We start from the raw sequence: 23765 nt of genomic DNA on the forward strand, positions 1-23765 counted from the left end.
TGACCCGGCTTACTGCTTGTTTCGAGGCGCGCATTCTACAGTGAATCGCTTGCCTGTCAACTGCTTTCTGAAGAATTTTGAAACTCATTTTCTTCAGCGCTTTCAAACAGTTATCTTTCGATTTCTGAGCCGCCTCAGCGGTGCTCCCCTCGAAAGAGATGCGCATTCTACAGACCTGCCCGTGGGTGTCAACGGCGATTCTGAAAAAAACTCAAAATCGCCCAAAATCGATCAGACAGTAATCAGAACCCGGGCGATCTTCTTCTTGCCAGCTTGGATGACGCAATCATCGCCTTCCACAAACATCCGGTCGCCCTCGAATTTCTGGCCATCAACAAAGACCGCACCACGCCCCAGGACATCCCGGGCTGCCGCGCCGTTCTTTACCAAACCGGCCAGGCGAAGCACCGCCGCCATCGGAATCTCGGACTGGCCTTCCAAAGGCACCTCAACAGTTGGCACATTGTCCGGGATCTCGCCGAGCGCCACCCGGTTACCCGCGGACTTGTGAGCGGTCCGGGCCGCCTCTTCATCATGGAAGCGGGTAATAATCTCTTCCGCGAGCAGCTTTTTATAATCCTGGGGGTTTGCACCACCAGCAACCGCCTTACGGAACTCGTCTACCTCGGCAAGCGGCCGGAAGCTCAGCAGTTCAAAGTAACGCCAGAGGAGATCATCCGGCATGGAGAGCAGCTTGGTGTACATTGCGCCAGGCGAGTCGTTGACGCCGACATAGTTCCCCAGAGACTTGGACATCTTCTGGACACCATCGAGCCCTTCCAGAATTGGCATGGTGAGGATCACCTGGGGCGACTGGCCGTAATGCTTCTGCAGAATACGCCCCATCAGGAGATTGAACTTCTGGTCGGTACCGCCCAGCTCAACATCCGCCTCCATGGCCACGGAGTCATACCCCTGGACCAGAGGGTAGAGAAACTCGTGAATCGCAATCGCCTGCTCGGCACGGTAGCGCTTGGTGAAGTCATCCCGCTCCAGCATGCGCGCGACGGTGTATTGTCCCGCCAGCTTGATCATATCGGCGGCACTCATCTTACCCATCCAGTCGGAATTGAACATGACGCGCGTTTTCGCGGGATCAAGAATCTTGAACACCTGCTCTTTATAGCTGACTGCGTTCTCGGCGACCTGCTGCTCTGTTAGAGGAGGACGTGTGGCGCTTTTACCGGTGGGGTCACCGATCATTCCGGTGAAATCTCCAATCAGAAACATCACCTCGTGACCAAGATCCTGAAACTGCCGCAGCTTGTTAATAAGAACGGTGTGACCAAGATGAAGGTCCGGCGCAGTGGGGTCGAAACCCGCCTTAATCCGCAGCGGACGACCTTCCTTCAATTTTTCGATGAGCTCATCTTCCGGAATGAGTTCGTCTACGCCTCGCTTGATTATCGCCAACGCTTCATCAATGGATGCCATGAACAACACGTCCCCGCTTTGATCTTGGAAAGATTCTGTCAGTTACAGAGTTCAACAAAAGAAATCTGTGAGTTACCTGTTCCCCTGCTACAGTATGCTGACCAGATTTTGACCAACACCGACTTTGCAGGGCGGCGTATTATAACAACGCTGTCAAAAGAAATCCGGAGGATGGAGCAGCAACCGTAATGTTCCACGCTGTCCCGCATGCATTTTATACGGTAATCTGTTGGACTATACTTGAACAACAGCTTTAATTAGGTAGTACAAGCTGCCGTAATACCGATTAAAACGGGTGCGATACGTGCTGAAAATGTTTCCTAAAACTCACATTACCATTGCTGCCGCGGCTACCGTTGTTGTTACCGCTGCCATTCTCATGAGCCCCAGCAGCAACGTTGAAGCCAAACGGATGTCCTACGCCCTGGACCTGGAGCAAGGCACCGTTTCCGAAACCGGCGCAGCGCCTGAGCAAGCAATGCCTACAGAGGCTCCCGTTGCGGACACCCAGCCGAAAGCGCCTGAATCCGATGTCGCGGCAGAAGGCACGCAGCAGGCAAGCGTTTCCGCTCCCGAGCAACCTGTCGCTCCGAAGTTGCCGGAACTTGAATGGCAAACCTTCGCGATCAAGTCTGGTGACACGCTGTCCTCTCTGTTCAAGAAAGCTGGCTTTAATGACGGCATCATGCTCTCGGTTATTCATGGCGACGGTGAGGCCGAAAAACTCCAGCGCCTGTACGCCGGCGAAACCATTCGTTTTGCGACAACCGAAGACGGTGGGCTTGCTGCCATCGACTTGCAGAGAAACCGCCTGGAAACCCTGAAGATTACCAAAGAAGGCGAAAGCTTTACCGGCGAAACCGAAGTTCGCAAACCGGAAGCGCGGCCAGCCTTTGCATCAGGCACCATTGACGGCTCCCTCTATCTGGCTGCGCGCGAAGCGGGCCTTAACGACAGCCTGACCATGGAGCTGGCAGGCATCTTCGGCTGGGATATCGACTTTGTCTACGACGTCCGGAAGGGCGACCAGTTCGAAGTGGTTTACGAAGAACTCTACCTTGACGGCGAAAAGTTCGACACGGGCCGGATCCTGTCTGCACGATTCGTTAACCGCGGCGAAGAAAACCTCGCACTGCTTTATACCGACAGCAATGGCGACAGCGATTACTACGCTCCCGATGGCAAAAGCATGCGCAAGGCATTCCTGCGAACCCCCATCAATGCCCGGATTTCTTCTCCGTTCAACCTTCAGCGCCGCCATCCCGTTCTGGACGTAGTACGTCCGCATGAAGGCACCGATTACGCAGCGCCTCCCGGAACTCCCATCAAGGCGGCAGGTTCCGGTCGGGTGAAATTCGCCGGCTGGAAAGGTGGTTACGGACGAACTGTCATCCTCCAGCACGGCGACAACATCACCACGCTGTATGCACACATGAGCCGCCTGGGTAAAGGCATCAAGAATGGTACCCGAGTCAAGCAGGGCCAAACCATCGGGCATGTTGGTTCATCGGGCATGGTTACCGGACCTCACCTGCACTACGAGTTCAGGCTGAACGGGTCGCCGCGCAACTCCCGCACGGTCAAGTTGCCGGACGCCAAGCCCATTCCATCTTCCGAGATGGCCCGATTCAAACAATTCACCGAACAGCGAATCGCGCAGTTTGACGTGTTCCGCGAGAGCTATCAGCAACTCGCACTGGCTTCAGACGACTGAGAAACAAATGGAAGCCTGGATTGGATTGATGTCAGGCACCAGCATGGATGGCATTGATGCCGTGCTGGTGTCTTTCAATCACAGCGCCGTAAAGATCCACGCATCGCACACGATCCCCTATCCCGATCAGATTCGCCACCGACTCATTGCCGCCAGCCAGAACCAGGCCGAACCCGACGAAATCGGCGAACTGGATACTCTGGTCGGTCATCTGTTTGCCCAGGCCGCGGACGCGGTCATCCAAAGATCGGAATTCGATCGGGCGAAGATTCGGGGCATTGGCAGCCATGGACAAACCATTCGACACCAGCCTTCTGGCACCGCACCTTTCTCCATACAGATCGGCAACCCTTGCGTGCTGTCCGAAGCCACCAACATCACAACAGTTGCGGACTTCCGACGACGGGACATGGCCGCCGGAGGCCAGGGCGCACCGCTGGTCCCGGCCTTCCACAAGGCCTTTTTCAGCTCAGATGAGGAGAACCGGTGCATTCTCAACCTCGGGGGAATCGCCAACATTACCTGGCTCCCCGCCAGTGACGAGATACCGGCAACCGGTTTTGACACGGGCCCTGCCAATGCGCTGATGGATGCCTGGTGCCTCGACCAGACCGGGCTGCCTTTCGACAGCGACGGTCATTGGGCCATGGAGGGTTCGATTAACCAGGAACTTCTTGATGACATGCTCTCCGATGCCTATTTCTCGAAGGCACCCCCGAAAAGCACGGGCAAAGAGCGGTTCAATCTTGATTGGGTAAAAACACTGGTAAGCCGCCACCGGGACATTCCAGCCGAAGATATTCAGAGGACCCTGCTCGAATTAACCGTCAAAAGCGTCGTGCAGCAACTGCCCGAGATTTCGGATCTCAGGATTTACGTGTGTGGTGGCGGGGCACGCAATCCGCTGCTGATGGAGGCGTTCGCCAAAGCACTTCCCGGCGTTTCGCTTTCACTTACAACGGAGCTGGGATTAGACCCTCAACTGGTGGAGCCTGTCGCCTTTGCCTGGCTGGCAAAGCAGGCACTGGAAGGAAAGCCCGGCAACCTGCCGGACGTGACCGGAGCAGCTGGCCCTCGTATTCTGGGTGCCATTTACCCGGCCTGAAAACCACTGCCAATCAGATAGAGAAGGAGCTACCACACCCGCAAGTGGAGCTGGCATTGGGGTTCTGAACCACGAACTGTGAGCCCTGCAGGCCTTCCTGATAATCAATGGTAGCGCCCACCAGATACTGGTAACTCATCGGATCCACCAGAAGAGAAACGCCATCACGCTCGATCACGGTGTCTTCCTCATCCTGGCTTTCATCAAACGAGAAGCCGTACTGAAATCCGGAGCAGCCCCCGCCCGTCACAAAGACGCGGAGTTTGAGCTCGGGATTTTCTTCTTCCTCGATCAACTCACGTACTTTGGCAACGGCACTGTCACTGAAGAACAGCGGTGTAGCTATTTGTTGCTGAACTGCGCTCAAGTTCGCCTCCGGATAATTATGAACAACTCAGGCGATTATGGTATTCCTGACTAAAACAATCAACTATTCGGACTTTCCACCATCGTCCGAACCGCTGGGCTCCCCTGCCGAATCGCCAGCGGAAGCCTGCTTTTCACCGGACACGGCGGCTTTGGAATCCTGAGAGAGCAACCCTACCGGCTCCCGCTGATGCACCAGATTTCCGTTTACAGACGCCCCCATCGCCATTTCAATGAGGTTGTAGTAAACGCTTCCATTGATAGAGGCTTTTTCCGCCAGTTCAAGATGTGCCGAGGCGTAGACATCACCATTCACGGTTCCGTTGATAATGACGTGCGGCGCATTGATATCACCCGTCACTTCGCCAACTTCTGAAATCCTCAGTACCGCGTCGGTGCCCTCATCGGCAACGACCTTACCTCGAATCCGGCCATCCACGTGAAGCCCACCGCTGAAATGCACATCGCCTTCAACCGTCGTACGGGAAGAGATCAGGGTGTCAAAATGGCCCGTGGGCCGGCGCGGCTTCTGCTTTTTCTTGCCAAGCATGTCAGTTCTCCGTTAAATCGTCCCAGTTAAAGGTGCGCTCGGCTTGCGAGGATTTTTTTCCCTCTGCCTGGGCAACCACCTGGATCTCAAGCGGCTCAAATTGTTCCGGCAGTTTCAGGGAGCCTTCGACATCCTGAAAGTACCGGAAACGGAATTTCACACCGAGATCGGCTATGTCCTCCGAGAGATCACGCAAGGCGATGACCTCTTTTTCCTCATCCCGCAAACCAATGACATTGACTGCCACTACACCGGAAATGTAGCTCTTGTTGTTGCCGACCTGGGTCAGCACCAACTTGAAGTCATAACTGTCCTGATTGCGAGCCCGAACCAGTGAAAAGCTGTCTACCTGAAGCCCCTTGCTGGTTTCCGACGGAGCCATGATGTTTTTATAGAAAGTCAGGTCCGATTGCAGTGACACAATGCGGGTTTCCAGATCCACAATGGTTTTTCGCGCCTGGTTCAGGGCCTGCTCGTCTATCGCCTGCCCACGCTCAAGGTTGATCAGCTGTTGCCGGGCCTTGCGATAATCATCCCGGAGCTTCTCGACCTCGTTTTCCAGCACCTGGTTCGACTCCTCGGCACTGGAAAAACGGAACCCGCCCTGGGCGAGCCCGGCGGCATACCCCACGACCGCAGCTACCACGGTAAAAACCAGAAGGATGGCGGTTCTGCGCAGGCGATAACCCGGTCGATGCCGGATGACCACATACTCTTCAGCCGGCTTTCGCTGTTCGCTCACAATCTTCCCTTGGGTATCAAGGCAAAAGCGCCGGGGCCTCAAGCCCCATGGTTTCTTTCAGGCCAAACATGATGTTCATATTCTGGATCGCCTGCCCGGCCGCACCCTTCACCAGGTTATCAATGACGGAAGAAACAATAACAATGTTGCTCTGTTCCTGCCTGTGCAGTGCCATGCGACACTGGTTCGCCCCGCGCACGCTCCGGGTTTCCGGATGGCTGCCGAAAGGCATCACATCGACAAAAGGCTCGTCATCAAAACGCTGCTCGAACAGGGCCTGGAGCCGATCAAAGTCCGCCGGATTCCTCAGCTCGGCGTAGAGCGTCGCCTCGATGCCGCGGATCATCGGAATCAGGTGGGGCACGAACGTCACACCCACATCCCCGCCAGCAGCACCGCACAAACCCTGGCGGATTTCCGGCAGATGACGGTGCCCCGAGGCGCCGTAGGCCTTGAAGCTTTCACCGATCTCCCCGTGGAGCATGCCGATCTTGCCCTGCCTGCCCGCGCCGCTGGCGCCGGATTTGGCATCGGCGATCAGGCGCTTTGGATCCACCAGTCCCTGCTCCAGCAACGGGAGGAATCCCAGCTGAACTGCAGTCGGATAGCAACCCGGATTGGCCACCAGTTGAGCAGTGCGGATTTCATCACGCACCACTTCCGGCAAACCGTAAACCGCCTTCTCCGCCCACTCCGGGCTCTCATGGGCCATGCCATACCAGTTGGCCCAGACATCCAGATCTTTAAGACGGAAATCGGCGGACAGATCCACTACACGCACGCCGGCGGACATCAGTTCCGGCACCATCCTCATGGCCACGCCATGGGGCGTGGCGAAGAACACCAGATCGCAGGCCCCAAGCACATTGACGTCCGGCTCTGAGAACGCGAGGTCATAATGGCCTCGCAAATTGGGGTACATCTCCGCAACCGGCATACCCGCCTCGGAACGGGAGGTAATGCAACTGACCGAAACTTCAGGGTGAACCGCAAGAATTCTCAGCAGTTCCACACCGGTGTAGCCGGTGCCACCAACGATGCCTACTTTAATCACCATTTTCTCCAGCGACGTCGTATCAGAATTAAGAGCTTTAACGTCGTAGTCTACCATGATAAACCAATGACTTATTGCAGCCCTCAGGGCGACCGTTACAATGTTGTCAGAATCCTTCTGGCAGTCCATTCAAATCCACCGGAACTCTGGCCTCATGCAGAAAATCTGGCACCAGATTACCGAGCATCTGATTCCTGTTTTCCGGCGCCGACTCTCCGGTGTTGATGCTTTGCCGCAACTGGCCGTGCTTGGCCTGCTGTCCGGTTTGATAACCGGGGGCGTGATCCTGCTTTTTCGGCTGGCTATCGAATGGCCGCTTGAGCATTTCCTGCCCGGGGATGGCTCCGAATCCTTCGAACAACTGGACCTGATTACCCGCGGGCTCCTGCCCCTGGCTGGCGCCCTCAGTCTGGGGCTTTTGATGCATCGTCTGGCCACCCATGACCGCAAGGTCGGGATTGTGCATGTGATGGAGCGCCTGAACTACCACCAGGGCTACATTTCCATGCGCAGCGCGATCGTGCAGTTCATCTCGGGCGTTGCCACCGTGGTCAGTGGTCAGTCGGCGGGTCGTGAGGGGCCTGCCGTGCACCTGGGAGCGGCTTTTTCCAGCCTGATGGGCCAGTGGATGCGGCTTCCGAACAACAGCATCCGGACACTGGTGGCCTGCGGTTGTGCGGCCGCCATTTCAGCCTCTTTCAACACGCCGATCTCCGGCGTCATCTTCGCCATGGAAGTGGTGATGATGGAATACACCATTGCGGGTTTTACACCGATCATCCTGGCCTCTGTCAGTGCTGCCATCGTTACCCAGGCGGTCTATGGCACAGAGCCGGCCTTTAACGTGCCGGCGCTGACCATGAACTCGCTAACGGAAATCCCCTGGATACTCGCCATAGCGGTGATTATCGGCATTTCGGCCGCGCTGTTTATCCAGCTGGTTGACACTATGGGCAAGCATCACCATCGCCCCGTTCTGTTGCGCATCACGTTTGCGGGTCTTCTGATGGTGCCATTCGCCATTTTTATTCCGGAAACCATGGGTATCGGTTACGACACCGTCAACGAAACCATCAACGGCGAACTCGGGTTCTGGCTCCTGCTCGGAGCCGGCGCCGCCAAACTGGTGATTACATCGCTCTCCATCGGGCTGGGCATGCCAAGTGGCGTGATCGGCCCCACCCTGTTTATGGGGGCAACCCTGGGCGGCGCCATGGGGCTGATTGGCGCCCAGATCATGCCGGAGCAGGCTTCCTCTGTTGGCTTCTACGCCATGCTCGGCATGGGAGCCATGATGGGCGCCGTACTGCAGGCGCCACTCGCGGCCCTGATGGCATTGATGGAGCTCACGCGTAACCCCAACATCATCCTCCCGGGCATGCTGATCATCACCACCTCGAGCCTGGTGACCAGCGAGGCGTTCGGAAAGAGGTCACTGTTCCTGACCATTCTCAAGAACCAGGGGCTTAGCTATCAGAATTCCCCGGTGATTCAGGCGCTGCGGCGGGTATCGGTTGGCGCAATCATGGATCGCAGTATATTGCGCACCGAACGGCACCTGACAGTAGAAGAAGCGCGGAAAGTACTGAAATCCGAGCCGAAGTGGCTGGTGGTTGAGGGCAGCAGCGGGCCGACCGCCCTGTTGCCGGCGGTGGATCTCGCCCGATATCTGGAGGACACCGAAAAGCTGGTGTCCGAGGAAGAGATCGAACCGCCCGAGTCCATTGACCTGATGGACATACCTGCGAACCGTCGCGACGTGGCCCCCGTGCAATATCAGGCCACCCTCGAGGAGGCATTAAACGAGTTCGATGCAACCAATGCCGAGGCCCTTTACGTACAACGTCACGTCGCGCCAATGATCCAGCGGGTATACGGCGTGGTGCTGAAAGCCGATATCGAGAGTTACTACCAATACCGACGGAGCTGACGAATGCTGTGGGTGAAAGCCTTCCATATTATTTCACTGGTGTGCTGGTTCGCCGGCATTTTCTATCTGCCCAGACTGTTCGTCTACCACGCGGCCTGCGAGGACGAGCCCGGTCGTGAGCGCTTCAAGATCATGGAACGCAAGCTTTACCGGGGCATTACCACCCCTTCAATGGTCGCCACCGTCGTCTTCGGTGTCTGGCTGATCAGTTACAATGCCTCCGGCTATTTCAGCCAGGGCTGGATGCATGCCAAGCTGTTTCTGGTGGCCATTCTGATCGTTTACCATTTTTATTGCGGGCACCTTGTAAAGGTCTTCCGGGACGACCGGAACACCAGAAGCCACGTGTTCTACCGATGGTTCAACGAACTGCCGGTGCTGATTCTTCTGGCCGTTGTTATCCTGGCTGTTGTCAAACCGTTTTGAGGAGCTGAGTCATCAAACGCTACACCCGACCACAGGTTCTGATTCTTTCCGGCCTTGATCCGTCCGGCGGCGCCGGCATTCAGGCCGACATCCAGGCCGTCACCTCCCTTGGCTGCCATCCCTTGCCGGTTCTTACCTGCCTCACCGTGCAGGACACCCGTAACGTGTATGGCGCCGAGCCCGTATCGGCAGACCTGATCCGAAAACAACTCCAGTGTCTCGCCGATGATTCCCCGATTCATGCCATCAAAACCGGTGCCCTGGGCAATGCTGCGGTGGTGGATGTGCTCGTGGATTTCATCCGTGAACATCCGGGCATTCCCGTGATTACCGACCCGGTGATCAAAGCCGCAGGGGGCGGTGATCTAGCCGACGACGAACTGGTCAGCGCGATGAAGGAGAAGCTCTTTCCCGTGGCCGAAATGATCACGCCCAATGGCGTCGAACTGGCCATGCTCGGCAACAGTGAAGACGCCGATCAGGCCGCCGACAATCTGCTGAAGGGCGGCTGCGAATCCGTGCTGGCCACTGGTGGACACGGCACCGGCATTCACATTATCAACACGCTCTATAACCACGCCCCGGAGCCCATGCGCTGGGAAATTGAACGAATCGGTGGTGAGTACCATGGCACCGGCTGCACCCTGGCAGCGGCCATTTCTGCCGGCAGGGCCTCCGGGCTGTCGCCCCGAGCCGCCATTTCCCAGGCCCAGAACTACGTTCATCGCGCCATACTCCACGCCCTGGAAGTCGGTAAAGGCCAGCCGGTGCCGGATCGAGGTATTCTGTGGGAGCGATGAGTAAAGGGCTGCGCCCGGGGCTCTACGCCATTACCGACAGCGTACTGACACCACCCGAAACACTGATCGAATCGGTTGAGGCTGCGCTTCGGGGCGGCGCGGTCATGGTACAATATCGCGAAAAGAGCGCGCCGATGGCTGAACGGATTTCCCAGGCGGTCAGTTTGCAGGCTGTATGCCGAAATGCGGGCGTTCCGTTGCTGATCAACGACGATCCTGATCTCGCGAAACGGGTCGGGGCTGCCGGGGTACACATGGGTCAGACGGACGGCTCAGTGGCAGCGGCCCGCCGCCTTCTCGGTGATGAGGCCATAATCGGCATAACCTGTCACGCCGATCTCGCACTTGCACAGGCTGCTCTGGGGGCGGGCGCGGACTATCTGGCGTTCGGGCGATTTTATACGTCGTCGACCAAACCCGGCGCCCCGGCAGCGCCTCCCGGTGTCCTGACCGACGCGAAGCGTTTCGGCCTCCCGATCACCGCCATCGGCGGGGTAACCACAGACAACGGCGAACCTCTTATCCGTGCCGGGGCCGACATGCTCGCCGTGGTAGGCGGCCTTTTTGGCGGCGACACAACTGACATTGAGATGCGAGCCAAAGCGTTTAAGCGCCTGTTCGCAAGCCATCATCCACTTTTTTCACTTCCGGAATAACAGGAGCCCAGATCCATGACGCACTCCGAAACCCTGTTCGAGCAGGCCCAGAAATACATCCCCGGTGGCGTGAATTCTCCGGTCCGGGCCTTTCGAGGCGTTGGCGGCACGCCGATTTTCTTCAAGCACGCCCAGGGCGCCTATCTTTACGACGAAGACGATCAGCGCTACATCGATTACATCGGCTCCTGGGGCCCCATGATTCTTGGCCACGGTGACCAACGCATCAAAGACGCCCTGCATGCGCAGGTTGATCTGGGCGTTGGCTATGGTGCGCCGACCGCCCTCGAAACCGAGATGGCCAAGAAAGTGTGCGAACTGGTGCCATCCATCGAACTGGTCCGCATGGTGAATTCGGGTACCGAGGCCACCATGAGCACTGTCCGCCTGGCGAGGGGCTACACCGGTCGCGACAAGATCGTGAAGTTCGAGGGCTGCTACCACGGCCACGTGGATTCACTGCTGGTCAAAGCAGGCTCCGGCGCCCTCACCCTGGGCGTGCCGAATTCCCCGGGCATCCCCGCCAGCCTGGCTGAGCACACCATCACGCTGACCTACAACGACATGGACAGCGTTCGCGAATGCTTCCGGGAGATGGGCGACCAAATCGCCGCGATTATCGTAGAGCCGGTCGCTGGCAATATGAACTGCATTCCACCGGTCCCCGGCTTCCTCGAGGGGTTGCGGGAAGTGTGCGACGAGCACGGCACCGTGCTGATCTTCGACGAAGTAATGACCGGGTTCCGGGTTTCCCTTGGCGGCGCGCAGGGGCTGTATGGCGTAACCCCGGACCTCACCGCACTGGGCAAGGTGATTGGTGGCGGACTTCCGGTCGGCGCCTTTGGCGGCAAACGGGAAATCATGGAACACATCTCACCATTGGGACCGGTTTACCAGGCAGGCACCCTGAGCGGTAACCCCCTGGCCATGTGCGCCGGCCTGACGACACTGAACGCAATCTCCGAGCCCGGTTTCCACGACCGGCTGACCGAGAAAACCAATGCGGTTCGCGACGGCCTGAAAGAAGCCGCTGACGCCACTGGCATCCCTTTGACGGTCCAGAGTGCCGGGGCCATGTTCGGATTCTTCTTCACCGAGGAAAGCTCTGTTACCCGCTTTGACCAGGTGATGGGCTGTGATGTCGAACGGTTCAAGAAGTTCTTCCAGGGCATGCTTAAAGAAGGCGTATACCTGGCACCATCCGCCTTTGAGGCTGGTTTTACGACAGCGGCATTGTCCGAACAGGACATCGCCGATACGGTAGCGGCGGCCAAAAAGGTCATGGCCACGCTCTGATATTTCCGCTGTCCCCATCGCTGCCCCGCAGGTCGGAACATGTCCTGCGGGGCCACCGATGTGATGGGCATCACAGTTCCACGGCGAACACACCTGCCTGGCCTCTTGTGCCGTTGACTTACCATCCCGCCTGATCAAATGTTGATCTAATCTCTACCGAGATGCTCTGACGGCACCAATCTAACAAACACAAAAATCAAGTCAGCGCACGGAAGCACTCGGTCTGCCTACAGGCAGATGCAGTACGAGCAGGAAGTCTCTGGAGCAACCCGTTAGGTTGAGCCGCAGTTTGAATAACAAACACAACATCAAACTGTAGGAACGACAATGAAACTCTGGATCCAAGCAATGGCCCTGGCCCTGACTGTGGCCTGGTCGGCCCCCTCCGCCGCGTGGTGGTGGGACTCTACCCCTTCAAACTATACGGATACTCGCTACCCGGTTGTGCTGGTGCATGGCATGTTCGGCTTTGATTCCATTGCCGGCGTGGACTACTGGTACGGCGTCGCCGAGGATCTCCGCAAATATGGCGCTGATGTCTACACCACTCAGGTGCCCGCCCTGGACAGCACCATTGCTCGCGGTGAAGCGCTTCTGCCGCAGGTACAGGCGATCGCCGCGGTGCACGGCAAGGTCAATCTGATTGGCCACAGCCACGGGGGCCCCACGGCCCGTTACATCGCCAGGGTGCGGCCGGATCTGGTCGCCTCAGTGACGTCCGTCGGCTCGCCCCATAAAGGCTCGCCGGTCGCCGACCTTATCTACGGATCCCCCGCCGAAAGCCTGGCGGCCAGTCTGGGGAATGCATTGGGTGGGCTTATCGATCTGCTGTCCGGTGGCGGTTATAACCAGGACCTGCGGTCAAGCCTGGAATCCCTCACCACCCAGGGCAGCGCCGAATTCAACAACTTCGCCCCTGCCGGGATTCCAACCACTTCTTGCGGTGAAGGTGCCTACTCGGCAAACGGCGTCCGCTTCTACTCCTGGGGTGGCACCGGTGTTCTGACCAACGTACTGGATCCGTCCGACGCGTTGTTGGGCACCACCAGCCTCGCCTTCGGCTTCAGCCAGAACGACGGTCTGGTAGGCCGCTGCAGCAGCCGGTTTGGCAAGGTTATCCGGGATAATTACTTCATGAACCATCTGGATGAAGTGAATCAGGCGTTGGGCCTGCATAGCCTCTTCGAAACTGATCCAAAAGCGGTTTTCAAGCAACACGCCAACCGCCTGAGAAACGCAGGACTGTAACGGGTAGCCGGCCTTCTGGCTTTGCCTTGCAGAGCTAGAAGGCCCCTTCCAGGGTGAATATCAGCGTCTGGCGCTGATAGTCATACTGCGACAGACTGCTTCTGTTATCCCGAACCAGCCACTCCCCCCGGACCAGCCAAAGGCTGTCCAGAGACTTCTCCGCAAGCAATCCGATCTCCAGACGGTTATCTGTTCTGCGACCGCTCTCGCCTTCCCCGGACACCAACTGATGGGCGTCCCGGTATCGACTGTAGCGTACAGAGCTGGTTGTTCCCAATACGATATCTGGCCGCCAGCGGTAGCGACCGGCAAATTCCAGTGTGTGGTGGGTAGGTGAGACACTGATAAACTCACTGGTTGTTTGCAGATCCCGCCGGTCATTGATTTCCAGTGAGTAGTCGCCGTCCAATCGCAAGGGTCCCAGGTACTTCCGCGCATGAACGCGTGCCCGATACCACTGTCCGTCATAGGCCTCGAAGCCTGAACCACCATTCACGGTAGCCGCCGCCAGGGCGATTCCGCACTGATCCGGGGCTACGGGTAGCGAACACTCACGCCAACGATAAAACCCCTCGATGCCGTATCGGGTTTCAAGGGATTCGCTGCCAAACCAGGACTTCACCAACGACACCAGAGCGCCGCGTTCACCTGCAGCGAGGGTCTCAGACCAGGCCAGTCGTCCCTGCAACACCTGAGTGTCGTACTCGTCATCGGACGGATGTTCCCGGGTATAGGCGGCAGCATCGAGGGCAAGCCGTGAGCGGGTACCGACTGGCCGCTCGTAGGTTCCGGCAGCCAGCGCTTCGAGGAACACCCCACCTTCACTCGACGCCGTATCCTCGGGCAGGCCGGCAATATTGGAATCATAACCGCCAGAGATACCCAGATAGCCGCGAATAGAGGGCTGGCGGGCCAACCGGGGCGATCCACCATCCAGTTTATTCAGTTGCGCCCGGGCCAGTGCCCGGATTTTATCCGGAGCGCTCTCGGCCGAGGCCTGCTCGAACCAGCGACGGGCTTCGGCAGACTCCTCCGTGGCAAGCGCGACCAGACCGAGGTTATAACGCGCCAGGGCGCCATTGGAGCCGTCGAGCAAGGAACGGAAGGCAGATTCAGCGGCGCCATAATCGCCCAGCTGGTAGCAGACAACACCGAGGTTATAGAAAAGCGAGGGAGATCTCAGGCCAGCATCAACGGCCCTCTGGAAGCGCTGTTTCGCGGCGTTCAGGTCTCCAGCTTCAAAGGCTTCAACGCCGGCACGGAAATCCTCCATGCCGGCTTCCGTTTCAGCCGCCTGAAGAATCATCGTGGGCATTAACAACAGGATCAGGGACAGGGCGCGCCAAAATACCAGCAAACAGGTTTCTCCGGATTAATCCACGCGGGGCAGGACCGGTTATATATCCGGTTTCAGCGATCCAGCCCTGGTGCATCCGGCAGCTCTGGGCGTTCCGGGCGCTCCGGTAACTCAGGCTTACCCTTGATCAGCTCCCGGGATTGCCTGGCTTTTTCGGACATGGACTCACCAAACTCGCGCCCCCTTTCTCGGGCTTCACTCGCCGCATCCAGCCCTCGAGAGCCAGACTCACCCGGATTCTCGGGTTTTTCGATAGCGCGGGGCAACTCGATTTCCCGCACGACCGAATCGGTGAGTTCTGCGTCGTCAGTCACCATGCGCATGGTAACATCCAGATCATCATTAGCCAGTGTTGTCGCCGGGACCCAAAACCCCAACATCAGCAATCCGACCAGCCTGGCACTCAATTCGAACCTGCAACCTGTCATGATTCGGGATCCTCGACCGGGCGTTGTTGATATTCGGGAATCGGGGCCCGAAAGGTTTTCTGGCGATCTCCGGTGTCCAGTCGGGCCACCAACTCCCCGGCACCGGGAAAGAGGAGCTTCAGGGGCAGCGACAGGACGTTCTCCCCAGCATTCAGGCTCACCTGCCAGCTAAGCTCCCGATGCCCCGGCCAGGAAGCCAGTTCCACATTCGGTGGCAGCTCAAGGGTAAGCGTAACGTTTTCCAGAGCCTCACCCGAACGGAAGGCAAGGCGCACGGTTTTCTCAACAGGTTCGGCAATCCCGTTTGCCGACTCTTCAGCGGCACTCTCCGAGGACGCCGAGGACGCGACAACAGGCTGGGCGCTGTCAGTCACATCATCGGGCTGGAACAGAAAGCCCAGGCCGATACCCAGGGCAAGAGCCGCCGCAATGGCGCCACCCAGTGCCCCGTGACTCCATCCGGACTCCGGTCTGGCTTCGCCTCGGGCAGAGGACAAAACACGGCTGTGAAAATCAGGGGAAGGCCCAGGGACTCTGAATTGCTCCTGCAACGCCCGGTTCAGAGACCGCTCCGAGGCAAGCCTCTCTCTGCACGACGTGCAGGCAGCAACGTGCTCCTGCACCCGGTCACGGGCGGGGGCGGAAAGCTCATTGTTGATGTAGGCGGGTAGATCCACCCGGATTTCATTGCAGGACATTGTCTTCACCTCACTCCCCCACACGTCCGGCCGGCTCGGTTGGTTCCAGCTCCCGCTGCAATTTCTTTCGCAGGGCGGCCCGACACCTGTGCAATCGCGATTTCACGGTTCCCAACGGGATGTCCAGCACCTCCGCGATGTCTTCCTGGCGCCAGCCGTCCACATCATGAAGCAACAAAAGAGTTCGCTGATCGGGCGTCAGAGTCATCATGACCCGATCCAACGCCGGTCCAAGGCGCGACTGCTCCAGTTGCAGATCCGGGCCAACACTGTCGGACTCGAGGCTGTCCAGCCAATCGGCCTGGCTTTCACTGCCAACCAGCTCCGTCAACGGGCGGTCACTCTGTCGGTTCTTACGCCGAACCTGATCAATAAACTGCCTGTAGAGCACCCGATTCAGCCAGGGCCTTAGCTGGTCAACGCTTTCCAGCTCATCAAGCTTTGGGAACAGTTTGACCACGACATCCTGAACCAGATCCTCAGCATCCTGTTGCTGACCCGCCAGACGGTAAGCAAACCGGTACATCGCATCCAGATGGGGCCGCACCAGAGCGTCAAAACGCCGGGACTTGGAAGGCTTGAAAAAAGAGAGTGCCAAAGCCGTTGTTTACCTGAGTGGGTTTGTGCCAGCGGCGCAGTCTATATCAAATGGCCGGACTGATGCATTTGCCAGTGTCTCAGAATGTTCTGCCAGTTGGCCCGACCTCATTAAGACACGTTAACAAAAAGTCGGGAACTATGCTGCCCAAGTCCTCGTGATAGTGGTGTTACGTGGCGTTTCAACTCGCTACAAATCTATCGAATAAACCTTGGAGGTTTATATGAAACGTTCGATCCGCCTTTTCACCGTATCCGCTCTGGCTGCAGGCATTGCTGCGTGTGGCGGTAGTGGCGATGGCAGTAGTACTGGTTCAACAGGCACCGTTTCATTTGACGTGACTGATGCTCCTGCAATGGAGTTCTCTGACGTCACCGTCTCATTTACCGGTATTTCCCTGAAGCCAGTCGACGGAGAATGGGTCAAGTTCAGCTTTGATGAACCAAAGACGTGGAACCTGCTAGAACTTCAAGGTGGCATAAGTGAACCGCTAATCACGGAAGAGGAAGTGCCCGCAGGCGACTACTCGCAACTTCGGCTGCTGGTTAACACTGAGGAACTAGCATCTTACGTGGTGCTCAAAGATCAACCAGATGTTAAAAAATCGCTAGCCGTTCCCTCCGGCACTCAGAGTGGCCTCAAGCTGAACGGTGATTTCGTGGTTGCAGCAGACACCCAAACTGATTTCACCATCGATTTTGATGTCAGAAAATCCATCGTAAACCCTCAGGGGCAGTCGCTGGCAGATTATCTCTTGAAACCATCCCTGCGCTTGGTAAACAACCTTGAGGTGGGTTCGATTACGGGCGAAGTCGACTACGCCACTATTAACTCTACCCGGCTTAGTAATGACGAACTCGCAAACTGTTCCGAAGACTACGCAGGCGCAGTTTACGTCTATCAAGGTACAGACGTAACACCGACCGACCTGAACGTGGATAGCGATGGAATTCAGCCGATCATGGCCGTTCCTGTAAACGACGAAGACCTCGACGGCATCTACAACTACACAGCAGCATTTCTTGTGGCAGGCGACTACACCATCAGCTATAGCTGTCAGCTCGACAACAACGAAACTGATGATGATCTCGACTTTGAAGGCACTCAAAATGTGAGTGTTGTCGCTGATACCCAAACGGAGGCAGATCCAATTCCCCTGCCTCAGTAATAGCTGAATGAGTAGGTAGATTGAAAAGCCCCTGTTTTCACAGGGGCTTTCATTATAAAGAGGCCGCCCTTTCCTCCGCCTGATCCGCACCCGCCACATTACCTCGAGCCCGGCGAATATCCGCCAGCAACAGCCAGCCGGCTCTCTGCAGCCGAATATCACTTCCCGCCAGGGACAACCCCTTCAGGGTGAACTGCTCCGCTGAGCCCAACTGATTACCCGCCACATAGGCCTCGGACAATTTGAAATACACCTCCGCAGATCGGGGGGCGATCCGCTGTGCGCGCTCGAGGCGTGCGATAGCGCCAGAGATGTTACCTTGGGCCAACAGCTGATCGGCCTCACGTACCAGGCTGAGCGCCGCCGGTGAGAGCCCATCCCCGGTTTCCCGATAGCTAGGGGAGCTGGACCGGGCCGGTTCCCGGGTTTCCGAAGCCGCCTCTGGCTGTTCGCTCTTGCGCCACACGGGGGCTTCGCTTTCTTCGCTATCAGTACTGGTTCTGGGTGGTTCGGGCGCCTTGGCCGGCTCACTGCCGATCGGCACGTAGATTCCGCCTCCTGGCCCGGAAGCACAACCAGCCACGGATAGCAGCGTGGCGATCAGGGCAGTCCTTAACGAAAGTCGGTCAATCATTGAAACAGTCCTTCAAACCAACCCCGGATTCGACGTTCCAGAGTTCCGGAGCATGAAATTGTCTGCGTGGGTTCACTGCCAGCAATGTAGGGCAGCAGGCGGGCATTGTCGCAGTATTCGTCTGTGAGTGCCTGCCGCTCCGAATTCACCCAGTGATAACTGACCCCGTCGGGTACCACCGGCGAGAAGCCGTGCTGGGGAACCTGCGCCATAAACCTCGACCACACCGGCAGAGCGCCACTGGCCCCGGTCAGTGAAGTTGGCCCGTTATCATCCCGCCCAACCCAGGCCACCGCAAGCAGGTCGCCACTGAACCCGGCAAACCAGGAGTCCCTACCATCATCGGTGGTGCCGGTCTTGCCGGCAAGACTGAGCTCTTCAGGCACGGTGTAATAGGCAGAGCGTCCTGTCCCCTCCTGCATGGTTTCCTGCATTGCGTATTGCACCAGGTGCACGGCGGCGGGATCGGCCACTTGCTCAACTTCAAGACTGTAACGGGATAGCGCCTCACCGCCGGCGTCCGTGACTTCACGGATCGTGCGCAGCGGCGTATTGAAGCCGGATGTCGCCAGCCCCTGATAGATCTGCGCCACGGTCACCGGGCTCATGGAAACCGAGCCCAGAAGCATCGACGGGTAACGTGAAATCGGGGTATCGACGCCGAACGCTGTCAGCGTCTCCTGCACCCGATCCACTCCGATATCCAGCCCGACACGCACGGCAGGCAGGTTGTAAGAGTGGGACAGGGCCTTGTGCAGGGGTACTTCGCCCCGCTCCTCGCCATCATAGTTCTTGGGCTGCCAGCGTTTGCCATCGTCGAATTCCAGGGTAAAGCTCTTATCCAGCACCGGTGTGGTCAGGGTATACCTCTCCGGCTCCTGCAACGCCGACAGATAGATAAACGGCTTGATCAACGATCCGATGGGACGGTTGGCATCCAGTGCCCGGTTGAACCCGGCAAATTGCGGGTCGCGGCCACCCACAAGTGCCAGCACTTCCCCGGAATCCTTCGCAGTGACTACCAGAGTCGCTTCCAGCGCCTCGGCATTCTGCCCACCGCCCAGCCTCGGGAGGGTATCGGTTACCGCATACTCTGCCGCGTACTGGATCGCCGGGTTCAGGGTCGTGAAAATCCGCAAACCTTCACTGCGCAGATCCTCTTCCTTGTAATCGCGGGCAAGGTGTCGCCGAACCAGATCGATATAGGCCGGGTACCGATTTTCCGAATACGACGGGCGCTCACTGACGCCCAGCGGCAATCCACGAGCCCTGGACGCGCGCCCCGGCTCAATGAGGCCGGCCTGTTCCATTTCAGAAATCACCAGATTCCGCCGCTCGGTTGCGCGCTCCGGGTGGCGGCGCGGATTGTAGTAACTGGGGCCTTTGACCATGCCCACCAGCAAAGCGATCTGGTGCACATCCAGATCCTTGAGGGATTCGCCAAAATAGAACTGGCTGGCAAGACCGAAACCATGAATGCTGCGCGTACCGGCTTGTCCGAGGTAGACCTCGTTCAGATAGGTTTCGAGGATATCGTCTTTTTCATAGTGCAACTCCAGGAGCACCGACATCAGGGCTTCGTTGGCCTTTCTCACCAGCGTCTGCTCTCGAGTCAGAAAGAAGTTTTTCACCAATTGTTGAGTCAGCGTGCTGCCACCCTGAACGATGCGCCCGGCCTGGATGTTGGCAAGCATGGCCCGGCCAATAGAAAGTGGCGCGATGCCGAAATGGTCGTAGAAGTTACGATCCTCCACCGCCATCAGAGTGGTGGGCAACAGGGCCGGCACTTCATCCAGCTGAACCAGCACCCGGTCCTCCTTGTGCGCCGGGTAGATGCCGCCAATCTGCGCCGGCTCAAGCCGCACAATCGGGGCATTATCGCCTTCAATCACCGAAAAGCCCTGAACCCGATCGCCAGATATCATCAGTGAGATCCTGCGCCTGGGTTCATCGCCGTCCGGGAAGGAAAAGCCCCGGGTACTGATCACAAAGCGATTGCCCGTGCGCTGGTAACTGCCGGATTTCCTGCCGTCACCCTTACGGAAACCGGAGAGGCTCAGTTCCCTCTCCAGGGCACCGGCACTGACGCTGGCGCCATCGAAAAGCTCCAGAGGGCGCGCGTAAACCCGGGACGGAACCTCGAAACGCCGGCCCTCGAAACGGGAGGTCACCACGGCATCGAGGTAAACCATCCATCCGGCCAGCAAAACGAGACCGATGGCACATAACCGGAACATGAAACGCCAGAACCACGGCCGACGACCGTTTTTTGAAGAGCGTCTGGTGGGCTTTCGCCTGGGGCTGGAGGATGCTTTGGATTTTTTCATGGCGCGATTATAACGAAGGGAACGGTGAGGAAGGCAGGCCATCCGTGTGTTATTTCTGTAATCTGCCCGTTATGATAGAGCAAGAAAAATCAATAGGTTCAGGGAACGCGAGGAGAACATGGTGAGTGAGACATCCCCAGGCAATCTGATTCTGTCGATGCAGAATCCGGACCTGTACGACCATCCTGTCGATGGCTTTCAGGTTATCGAAACTCACATCTCACAGGTGATCCTGACCGGTGACTACGCCTACAAGATCAAGAAGCCCATGGATTTCGGCTTCCTGAACTTCTCCACTCTCGATCGCAGAAAACATTTCTGCGAGGAGGAGCTGCGACTCAACCGGAGGCTCGCGGAAAACCTGTATCTGGAGGTGGTGCCCATCACCGGGACACCGGAAGCTCCTATCCTTGGCGGCGAGGGCGAGGCTTTCGAATACGCCATCAAGATGCGGCAGTTCGGCCAGGACCAGCTTTTCGATCGCCTGCAGGAACAAGGGAAACTGGCGCCCGAATTGTTGACCGATCTTGCCCGTCAGGTCGCCGCCTTCCACGAACAGTTGCCGCCCGTGCCTGATGAAAAGCCGCTTGGAACCCCGGAGGCTGTGTTTGCCGCCATGCAGGAGAACTTCGACCAGATCCGTCCGATGATTGACGACTCGGATCTGCTTCTGCAGCTGGATAACCTCCAGGCCTGGACCGAATCCACCTTCGAGCGGCACCGGGAGCTGATCGCCGAACGCCGCGCCAGCGGTATGGTGCGGGAATGCCACGGCGACCTCCATCTGGCGAATATCACCCGCTTCGAGGGTGAGGTCACCGTTTTCGACTGCATCGAATTCAGCGAGCCGTTCCGCTGGATTGATGTCATCAACGATCTCGCGTTCCTGCTGATGGATCTGGAGTCCCGCGGGGAAAGTGCCCTCGCCAACCAGGTGCTGAATACTTACCTGGAATACCGGGACGACTTCGAGGCTCTGCCGTTGCTGCCACTCTACAAGGCGTACCGCGCCATGGTCCGCGCCAAGATCGCACTGTTCACCATGGGCAACCCGGGAATCACGGACGCCGAGAAAGCCGATCTGATGCAACGTTATCGCGACTATGCCCAACTGGCAGAGGATTACGGCACCATCCCCAACCACTACCTGTTGGCTACAACCGGCCTGTCCGCCAGCGGCAAGACCTGCGTCAGCGCCGCCATGGCAACCGAGCTGGGGCTGATCCGCCTGCGTTCCGATGTCGAGCGCAAGCGCCTGCACGGGTTGGCGCCACTGGAGAGTTCCCGCTCACCGACCGGTGGCAACCTGTACACGGAGGAAGCAACAGAGAAAACCTATCAGCGGCTGGCCGAGCTCGCCGGCCACGTTCTGGCAGCCGGGTTCCCGGTGATTGTGGACGCCGCCAGCCTGAAACAGAAGGAACGGTCCTTGTTGGCATCCGTAGCCGAGGCCCAGGGTGTGCCCTTTACTCTGATCCATTGCGAGGCACCGGAAGACCTGCGCCGGGAGTGGATCCGCAATCGCAAGGGCGATGCCTCCGAGGCAACCGAGGAATTGCTGGACGCCCAGCAAACCTGGTTTGAACCGTTAACCGCGGAGGAGAAGAGCCACACCATCCACCTTCACACTGACCAGGAGCATGTGGCAGAGGCGGTGGCCGACCGGATCCGCCAACATCTGGGTATCCCCGGCGGCAAGGCCGACTAAGAACAACAACTGGCTCCCACTGGCGAGCGCGAGGTTCGATATGGACGATAAAAGCGAACACGAAGTACATCAGATCAGTCACCCGCTCTACGATATTCTTCGTAGCGAAGACATGCAGGCGTTCAATGCTGAAAAGGCAAAGCTTGCAGAGTTACCCAGTTTCGCCCATGGCGATTTCCGGGGTCTGGATCTCAGGGGAATGGATGCCAAGGGGCTGGATTTCCGCCACGCCTACTTCCGGGGCGCCGACCTGCGAGGTGTCGACTTCTCGAAATCCCGAATGGAAGGCTCCAGTATTGCCAGCGCCAAGATTTCCGGCTGCTATTTTCCGCATCGTCTGGACGCCGATGAGATCGTCATGTCCCTGAATCACGGGACCCGCATGCGATACACGATCTTGCCGAAATGAGCAGCGTCCCGCATACCTGGCAGCCCGTCTGTCCGGCCTCCGAGCTGACACCGGGCCAATTCGTGGAATTCCGGCTCCGGGAAAAGGCCCGGGAGCCGGCAGGCATGCCGCTGACCGGGTTCCTGTTTCTCGACGGTGGCACGCCCCGCGCCTACCTGAACATCTGCCCGCATCTGGGCGTTGAACTGAACTGGATGCCCGGCCGGTTCATGGATTCCGACAACCTGTTTATCCAGTGTTCCACCCACGGCGCCCTGTTCAAGCCCTCAGACGGCGAATGCATTGCCGGGCCCTGCCAGGGCGATGCGCTCACCCAGCTGGACCTGCGGGAGCGGGACGGCCAGATTGAGGTCAGACTTCCAGAATAACGGGCACCGATTCGGTCAGGGTCAACACACCTGTTGGCGTGCCGTCGCTCTCGCTCAGATCGGCACGATAGGCGATCACTTCCACGCCAGAATCGCAGGCCTCCCGCAGTAACTCACCGTATTTTCGATCAATATGGTCCGCCGGGCGAACGGTTTGAATACCGGTGTGATTCACCACGAAAAACAGCACCGCGCGATCGCCCTGCTCAACCTGGGCAATCAGCTCCCGCAGATGCTTCTGGCCGCGCTCGGTCACCGCATCGGGGAAAAAACCCTGAGCATCTTCCGCCAGCGTGACATTCTTGACCTCCACCCAGGCATCGGCCGCGGTGTCATGGCCGGAAAGCAGCAGGTCGATCCGGCTTTTCTCCGAACCGTACTTAACCTCGGCGCGGCACTCGGAATAGCCGGCCAGCTCCACCACGGTGCCGGCCTGCACGGCCGCCCGGGCCTGGCTGTTCGGCCGGGCGGTGTTCACGCAGGCCAGTTGCCCGGGCGAGGTTTCCACCAACTCCCAGGTGTACTGGAGTTTGCGCTTGGGGTTATCGCTATGGCTAAGCCAGACTCGCGCGTCCTCCGGCTGACAGCCCAGCATGGAGCCGGTGTTCGGACAATGGGCCGTAATTTCTGAACCATCCGGCAGACGCACGTCTGCCAGAAAGCGTTTGTAGCGGCGGATAAGCCGGCCTTCAACCAGCGGTTCTGGAAACTTCATGTGATCTCCGTACAAAAGTCGATGTCACAAGGCT

General features: G+C 58.1%; 24 protein-coding genes. 12 read left to right on the plus strand and 12 right to left on the minus strand.

Annotated features, from left to right (window positions below; all coding sequences use genetic code 11):
- Positions 1 to 231: 231 nt before the first annotated feature.
- The gene (gene tyrS, locus MDHKLMBL_RS16365; protein WP_104271496.1) at positions 232 to 1434 is read right to left on the minus strand and encodes a tyrosine--tRNA ligase; all 1203 of its coding nucleotides are present in this window, start codon (positions 1432 to 1434) and stop codon (positions 232 to 234) included.
- Positions 1435 to 1738: 304 nt separating this feature from the next.
- Here tyrS and MDHKLMBL_RS16370 point away from each other — a divergent pair, with 304 nt between their 5' ends.
- A complete protein-coding gene (locus MDHKLMBL_RS16370; RefSeq protein WP_104271498.1) occupies positions 1739 to 3148 on the plus strand; it encodes an OapA family protein in 1410 nt (469 codons plus the stop codon).
- A gap of 7 nt (positions 3149 to 3155) precedes the next feature.
- Positions 3156 to 4253: an anhydro-N-acetylmuramic acid kinase gene (locus tag MDHKLMBL_RS16375; protein WP_014575941.1), complete on the plus strand. Its 1098-nt coding sequence runs from the start codon at positions 3156 to 3158 to the stop codon at positions 4251 to 4253.
- A 13-nt stretch (positions 4254 to 4266) separates the two neighbouring features.
- Here the strand turns inward: MDHKLMBL_RS16375 and erpA are convergent, their stop codons facing one another.
- From erpA to argC, 4 genes are all read right to left on the minus strand, one after another.
- The gene (gene erpA, locus MDHKLMBL_RS16380) at positions 4267 to 4620 is read right to left on the minus strand and encodes an iron-sulfur cluster insertion protein ErpA (protein ID WP_008173146.1); all 354 of its coding nucleotides are present in this window, start codon (positions 4618 to 4620) and stop codon (positions 4267 to 4269) included.
- Positions 4621 to 4683: 63 nt separating this feature from the next.
- Positions 4684 to 5169: a bactofilin family protein gene (locus MDHKLMBL_RS16385; RefSeq protein ID WP_104271500.1), complete on the minus strand. Its 486-nt coding sequence runs from the start codon at positions 5167 to 5169 to the stop codon at positions 4684 to 4686.
- Position 5170: 1 nt separating this feature from the next.
- Positions 5171 to 5911 (minus strand): DUF6776 family protein, encoded by a 741-nt coding sequence (locus MDHKLMBL_RS16390; protein WP_014575940.1) that lies wholly within the window; start codon positions 5909 to 5911, stop codon positions 5171 to 5173.
- Positions 5912 to 5927: 16 nt separating this feature from the next.
- Complete coding sequence (gene argC / locus MDHKLMBL_RS16395; protein ID WP_104271574.1) at positions 5928 to 6965, minus strand: N-acetyl-gamma-glutamyl-phosphate reductase; 1038 nt, start codon at positions 6963 to 6965, stop codon at positions 5928 to 5930.
- A gap of 154 nt (positions 6966 to 7119) precedes the next feature.
- Between argC and MDHKLMBL_RS16400 the strand changes: the two genes are divergently transcribed.
- The 6 genes from MDHKLMBL_RS16400 (at position 7120) to MDHKLMBL_RS16425 (ending at position 13321) form a co-directional block, all read left to right on the plus strand.
- Positions 7120 to 8895: a chloride channel protein gene (locus tag MDHKLMBL_RS16400; RefSeq protein WP_053114277.1), complete on the plus strand. Its 1776-nt coding sequence runs from the start codon at positions 7120 to 7122 to the stop codon at positions 8893 to 8895.
- A 3-nt stretch (positions 8896 to 8898) separates the two neighbouring features.
- Positions 8899 to 9321 (plus strand): protoporphyrinogen oxidase HemJ, encoded by a 423-nt coding sequence (gene hemJ / locus MDHKLMBL_RS16405; RefSeq protein WP_008173152.1) that lies wholly within the window; start codon positions 8899 to 8901, stop codon positions 9319 to 9321.
- Between the two features lie 41 nt (positions 9322 to 9362).
- The gene (gene thiD / locus MDHKLMBL_RS16410; protein ID WP_081449807.1) at positions 9363 to 10121 is read left to right on the plus strand and encodes a bifunctional hydroxymethylpyrimidine kinase/phosphomethylpyrimidine kinase; all 759 of its coding nucleotides are present in this window, start codon (positions 9363 to 9365) and stop codon (positions 10119 to 10121) included.
- Positions 10118 to 10777: a thiamine phosphate synthase gene (gene thiE / locus MDHKLMBL_RS16415; RefSeq protein WP_104271502.1), complete on the plus strand. Its 660-nt coding sequence runs from the start codon at positions 10118 to 10120 to the stop codon at positions 10775 to 10777. The genes thiD and thiE overlap by 4 nt, the downstream gene beginning before the upstream one ends.
- 15 nt (positions 10778 to 10792) lie before the next feature.
- The gene (gene hemL / locus MDHKLMBL_RS16420; RefSeq protein ID WP_008173155.1) at positions 10793 to 12073 is read left to right on the plus strand and encodes a glutamate-1-semialdehyde 2,1-aminomutase; all 1281 of its coding nucleotides are present in this window, start codon (positions 10793 to 10795) and stop codon (positions 12071 to 12073) included.
- A gap of 327 nt (positions 12074 to 12400) precedes the next feature.
- Positions 12401 to 13321 carry a lipase family alpha/beta hydrolase gene (locus MDHKLMBL_RS16425; protein WP_053114270.1) on the plus strand — a complete coding sequence of 307 codons (921 nt, stop codon included), beginning with the start codon at positions 12401 to 12403 and terminating at the stop codon, positions 13319 to 13321.
- Between the two features lie 34 nt (positions 13322 to 13355).
- Here the strand turns inward: MDHKLMBL_RS16425 and MDHKLMBL_RS16430 are convergent, their stop codons facing one another.
- Genes MDHKLMBL_RS16430 through MDHKLMBL_RS16445 form a run of 4 tightly spaced genes read right to left on the minus strand, consistent with a single transcriptional unit; the run spans position 13356 to position 16402 of the window.
- The gene (locus MDHKLMBL_RS16430; RefSeq protein WP_104271504.1) at positions 13356 to 14678 is read right to left on the minus strand and encodes a tetratricopeptide repeat protein; all 1323 of its coding nucleotides are present in this window, start codon (positions 14676 to 14678) and stop codon (positions 13356 to 13358) included.
- A gap of 53 nt (positions 14679 to 14731) precedes the next feature.
- Positions 14732 to 15106 (minus strand): hypothetical protein, encoded by a 375-nt coding sequence (locus MDHKLMBL_RS16435; RefSeq protein WP_104271506.1) that lies wholly within the window; start codon positions 15104 to 15106, stop codon positions 14732 to 14734.
- Entirely contained in the window at positions 15103 to 15804 is a 702-nt protein-coding gene (locus tag MDHKLMBL_RS16440) for an anti-sigma factor family protein (RefSeq protein WP_104271508.1), read from the minus strand. Before MDHKLMBL_RS16440 ends, MDHKLMBL_RS16435 begins: the two co-directional genes overlap by 4 nt.
- Before the next feature lie 10 nt (positions 15805 to 15814).
- Positions 15815 to 16402 carry an RNA polymerase sigma factor gene (locus MDHKLMBL_RS16445; protein WP_075267649.1) on the minus strand — a complete coding sequence of 196 codons (588 nt, stop codon included), beginning with the start codon at positions 16400 to 16402 and terminating at the stop codon, positions 15815 to 15817.
- Between the two features lie 223 nt (positions 16403 to 16625).
- Here MDHKLMBL_RS16445 and MDHKLMBL_RS16450 point away from each other — a divergent pair, with 223 nt between their 5' ends.
- Positions 16626 to 17570 (plus strand): DUF4382 domain-containing protein, encoded by a 945-nt coding sequence (locus MDHKLMBL_RS16450; protein ID WP_104271509.1) that lies wholly within the window; start codon positions 16626 to 16628, stop codon positions 17568 to 17570.
- 52 nt (positions 17571 to 17622) lie between these two features.
- Here the strand turns inward: MDHKLMBL_RS16450 and MDHKLMBL_RS16455 are convergent, their stop codons facing one another.
- Positions 17623 to 18204, minus strand: a complete 582-nt coding sequence (locus MDHKLMBL_RS16455; protein ID WP_104271511.1) for a tetratricopeptide repeat protein — start codon at positions 18202 to 18204, stop codon at positions 17623 to 17625.
- Entirely contained in the window at positions 18201 to 20531 is a 2331-nt protein-coding gene (mrcB, locus tag MDHKLMBL_RS16460; RefSeq protein ID WP_104271577.1) for a penicillin-binding protein 1B, read from the minus strand. Before mrcB ends, MDHKLMBL_RS16455 begins: the two co-directional genes overlap by 4 nt.
- A gap of 118 nt (positions 20532 to 20649) precedes the next feature.
- Between mrcB and MDHKLMBL_RS16465 the strand changes: the two genes are divergently transcribed.
- From MDHKLMBL_RS16465 to MDHKLMBL_RS16475, 3 genes are read left to right on the plus strand one after another with little or no spacing between them, the layout of a single operon-like run.
- Entirely contained in the window at positions 20650 to 22239 is a 1590-nt protein-coding gene (locus MDHKLMBL_RS16465; protein ID WP_425269262.1) for a bifunctional aminoglycoside phosphotransferase/ATP-binding protein, read from the plus strand.
- Positions 22240 to 22279: 40 nt separating this feature from the next.
- On the plus strand, positions 22280 to 22648 hold the full coding sequence (locus MDHKLMBL_RS16470) for a pentapeptide repeat-containing protein (protein WP_014575923.1): 369 nt from the start codon (positions 22280 to 22282) through the stop codon (positions 22646 to 22648).
- The gene (locus tag MDHKLMBL_RS16475; RefSeq protein ID WP_053114252.1) at positions 22645 to 23016 is read left to right on the plus strand and encodes a Rieske (2Fe-2S) protein; all 372 of its coding nucleotides are present in this window, start codon (positions 22645 to 22647) and stop codon (positions 23014 to 23016) included. Before MDHKLMBL_RS16470 ends, MDHKLMBL_RS16475 begins: the two co-directional genes overlap by 4 nt.
- Here MDHKLMBL_RS16475 and sfsA read toward each other — a convergent pair.
- Positions 23000 to 23731, minus strand: a complete 732-nt coding sequence (sfsA, locus tag MDHKLMBL_RS16480) for a DNA/RNA nuclease SfsA (protein ID WP_053114250.1) — start codon at positions 23729 to 23731, stop codon at positions 23000 to 23002. The two genes, MDHKLMBL_RS16475 and sfsA, sit on opposite strands and share 17 nt — an antisense overlap.
- Between the last annotated feature and the right edge of the window lie 34 nt (positions 23732 to 23765).

Origin of the sequence: Marinobacter flavimaris, assembly GCF_002933295.1 — a bacterium.
Taxonomy (GTDB): Bacteria; Pseudomonadota; Gammaproteobacteria; order Pseudomonadales; family Oleiphilaceae; genus Marinobacter; species Marinobacter flavimaris.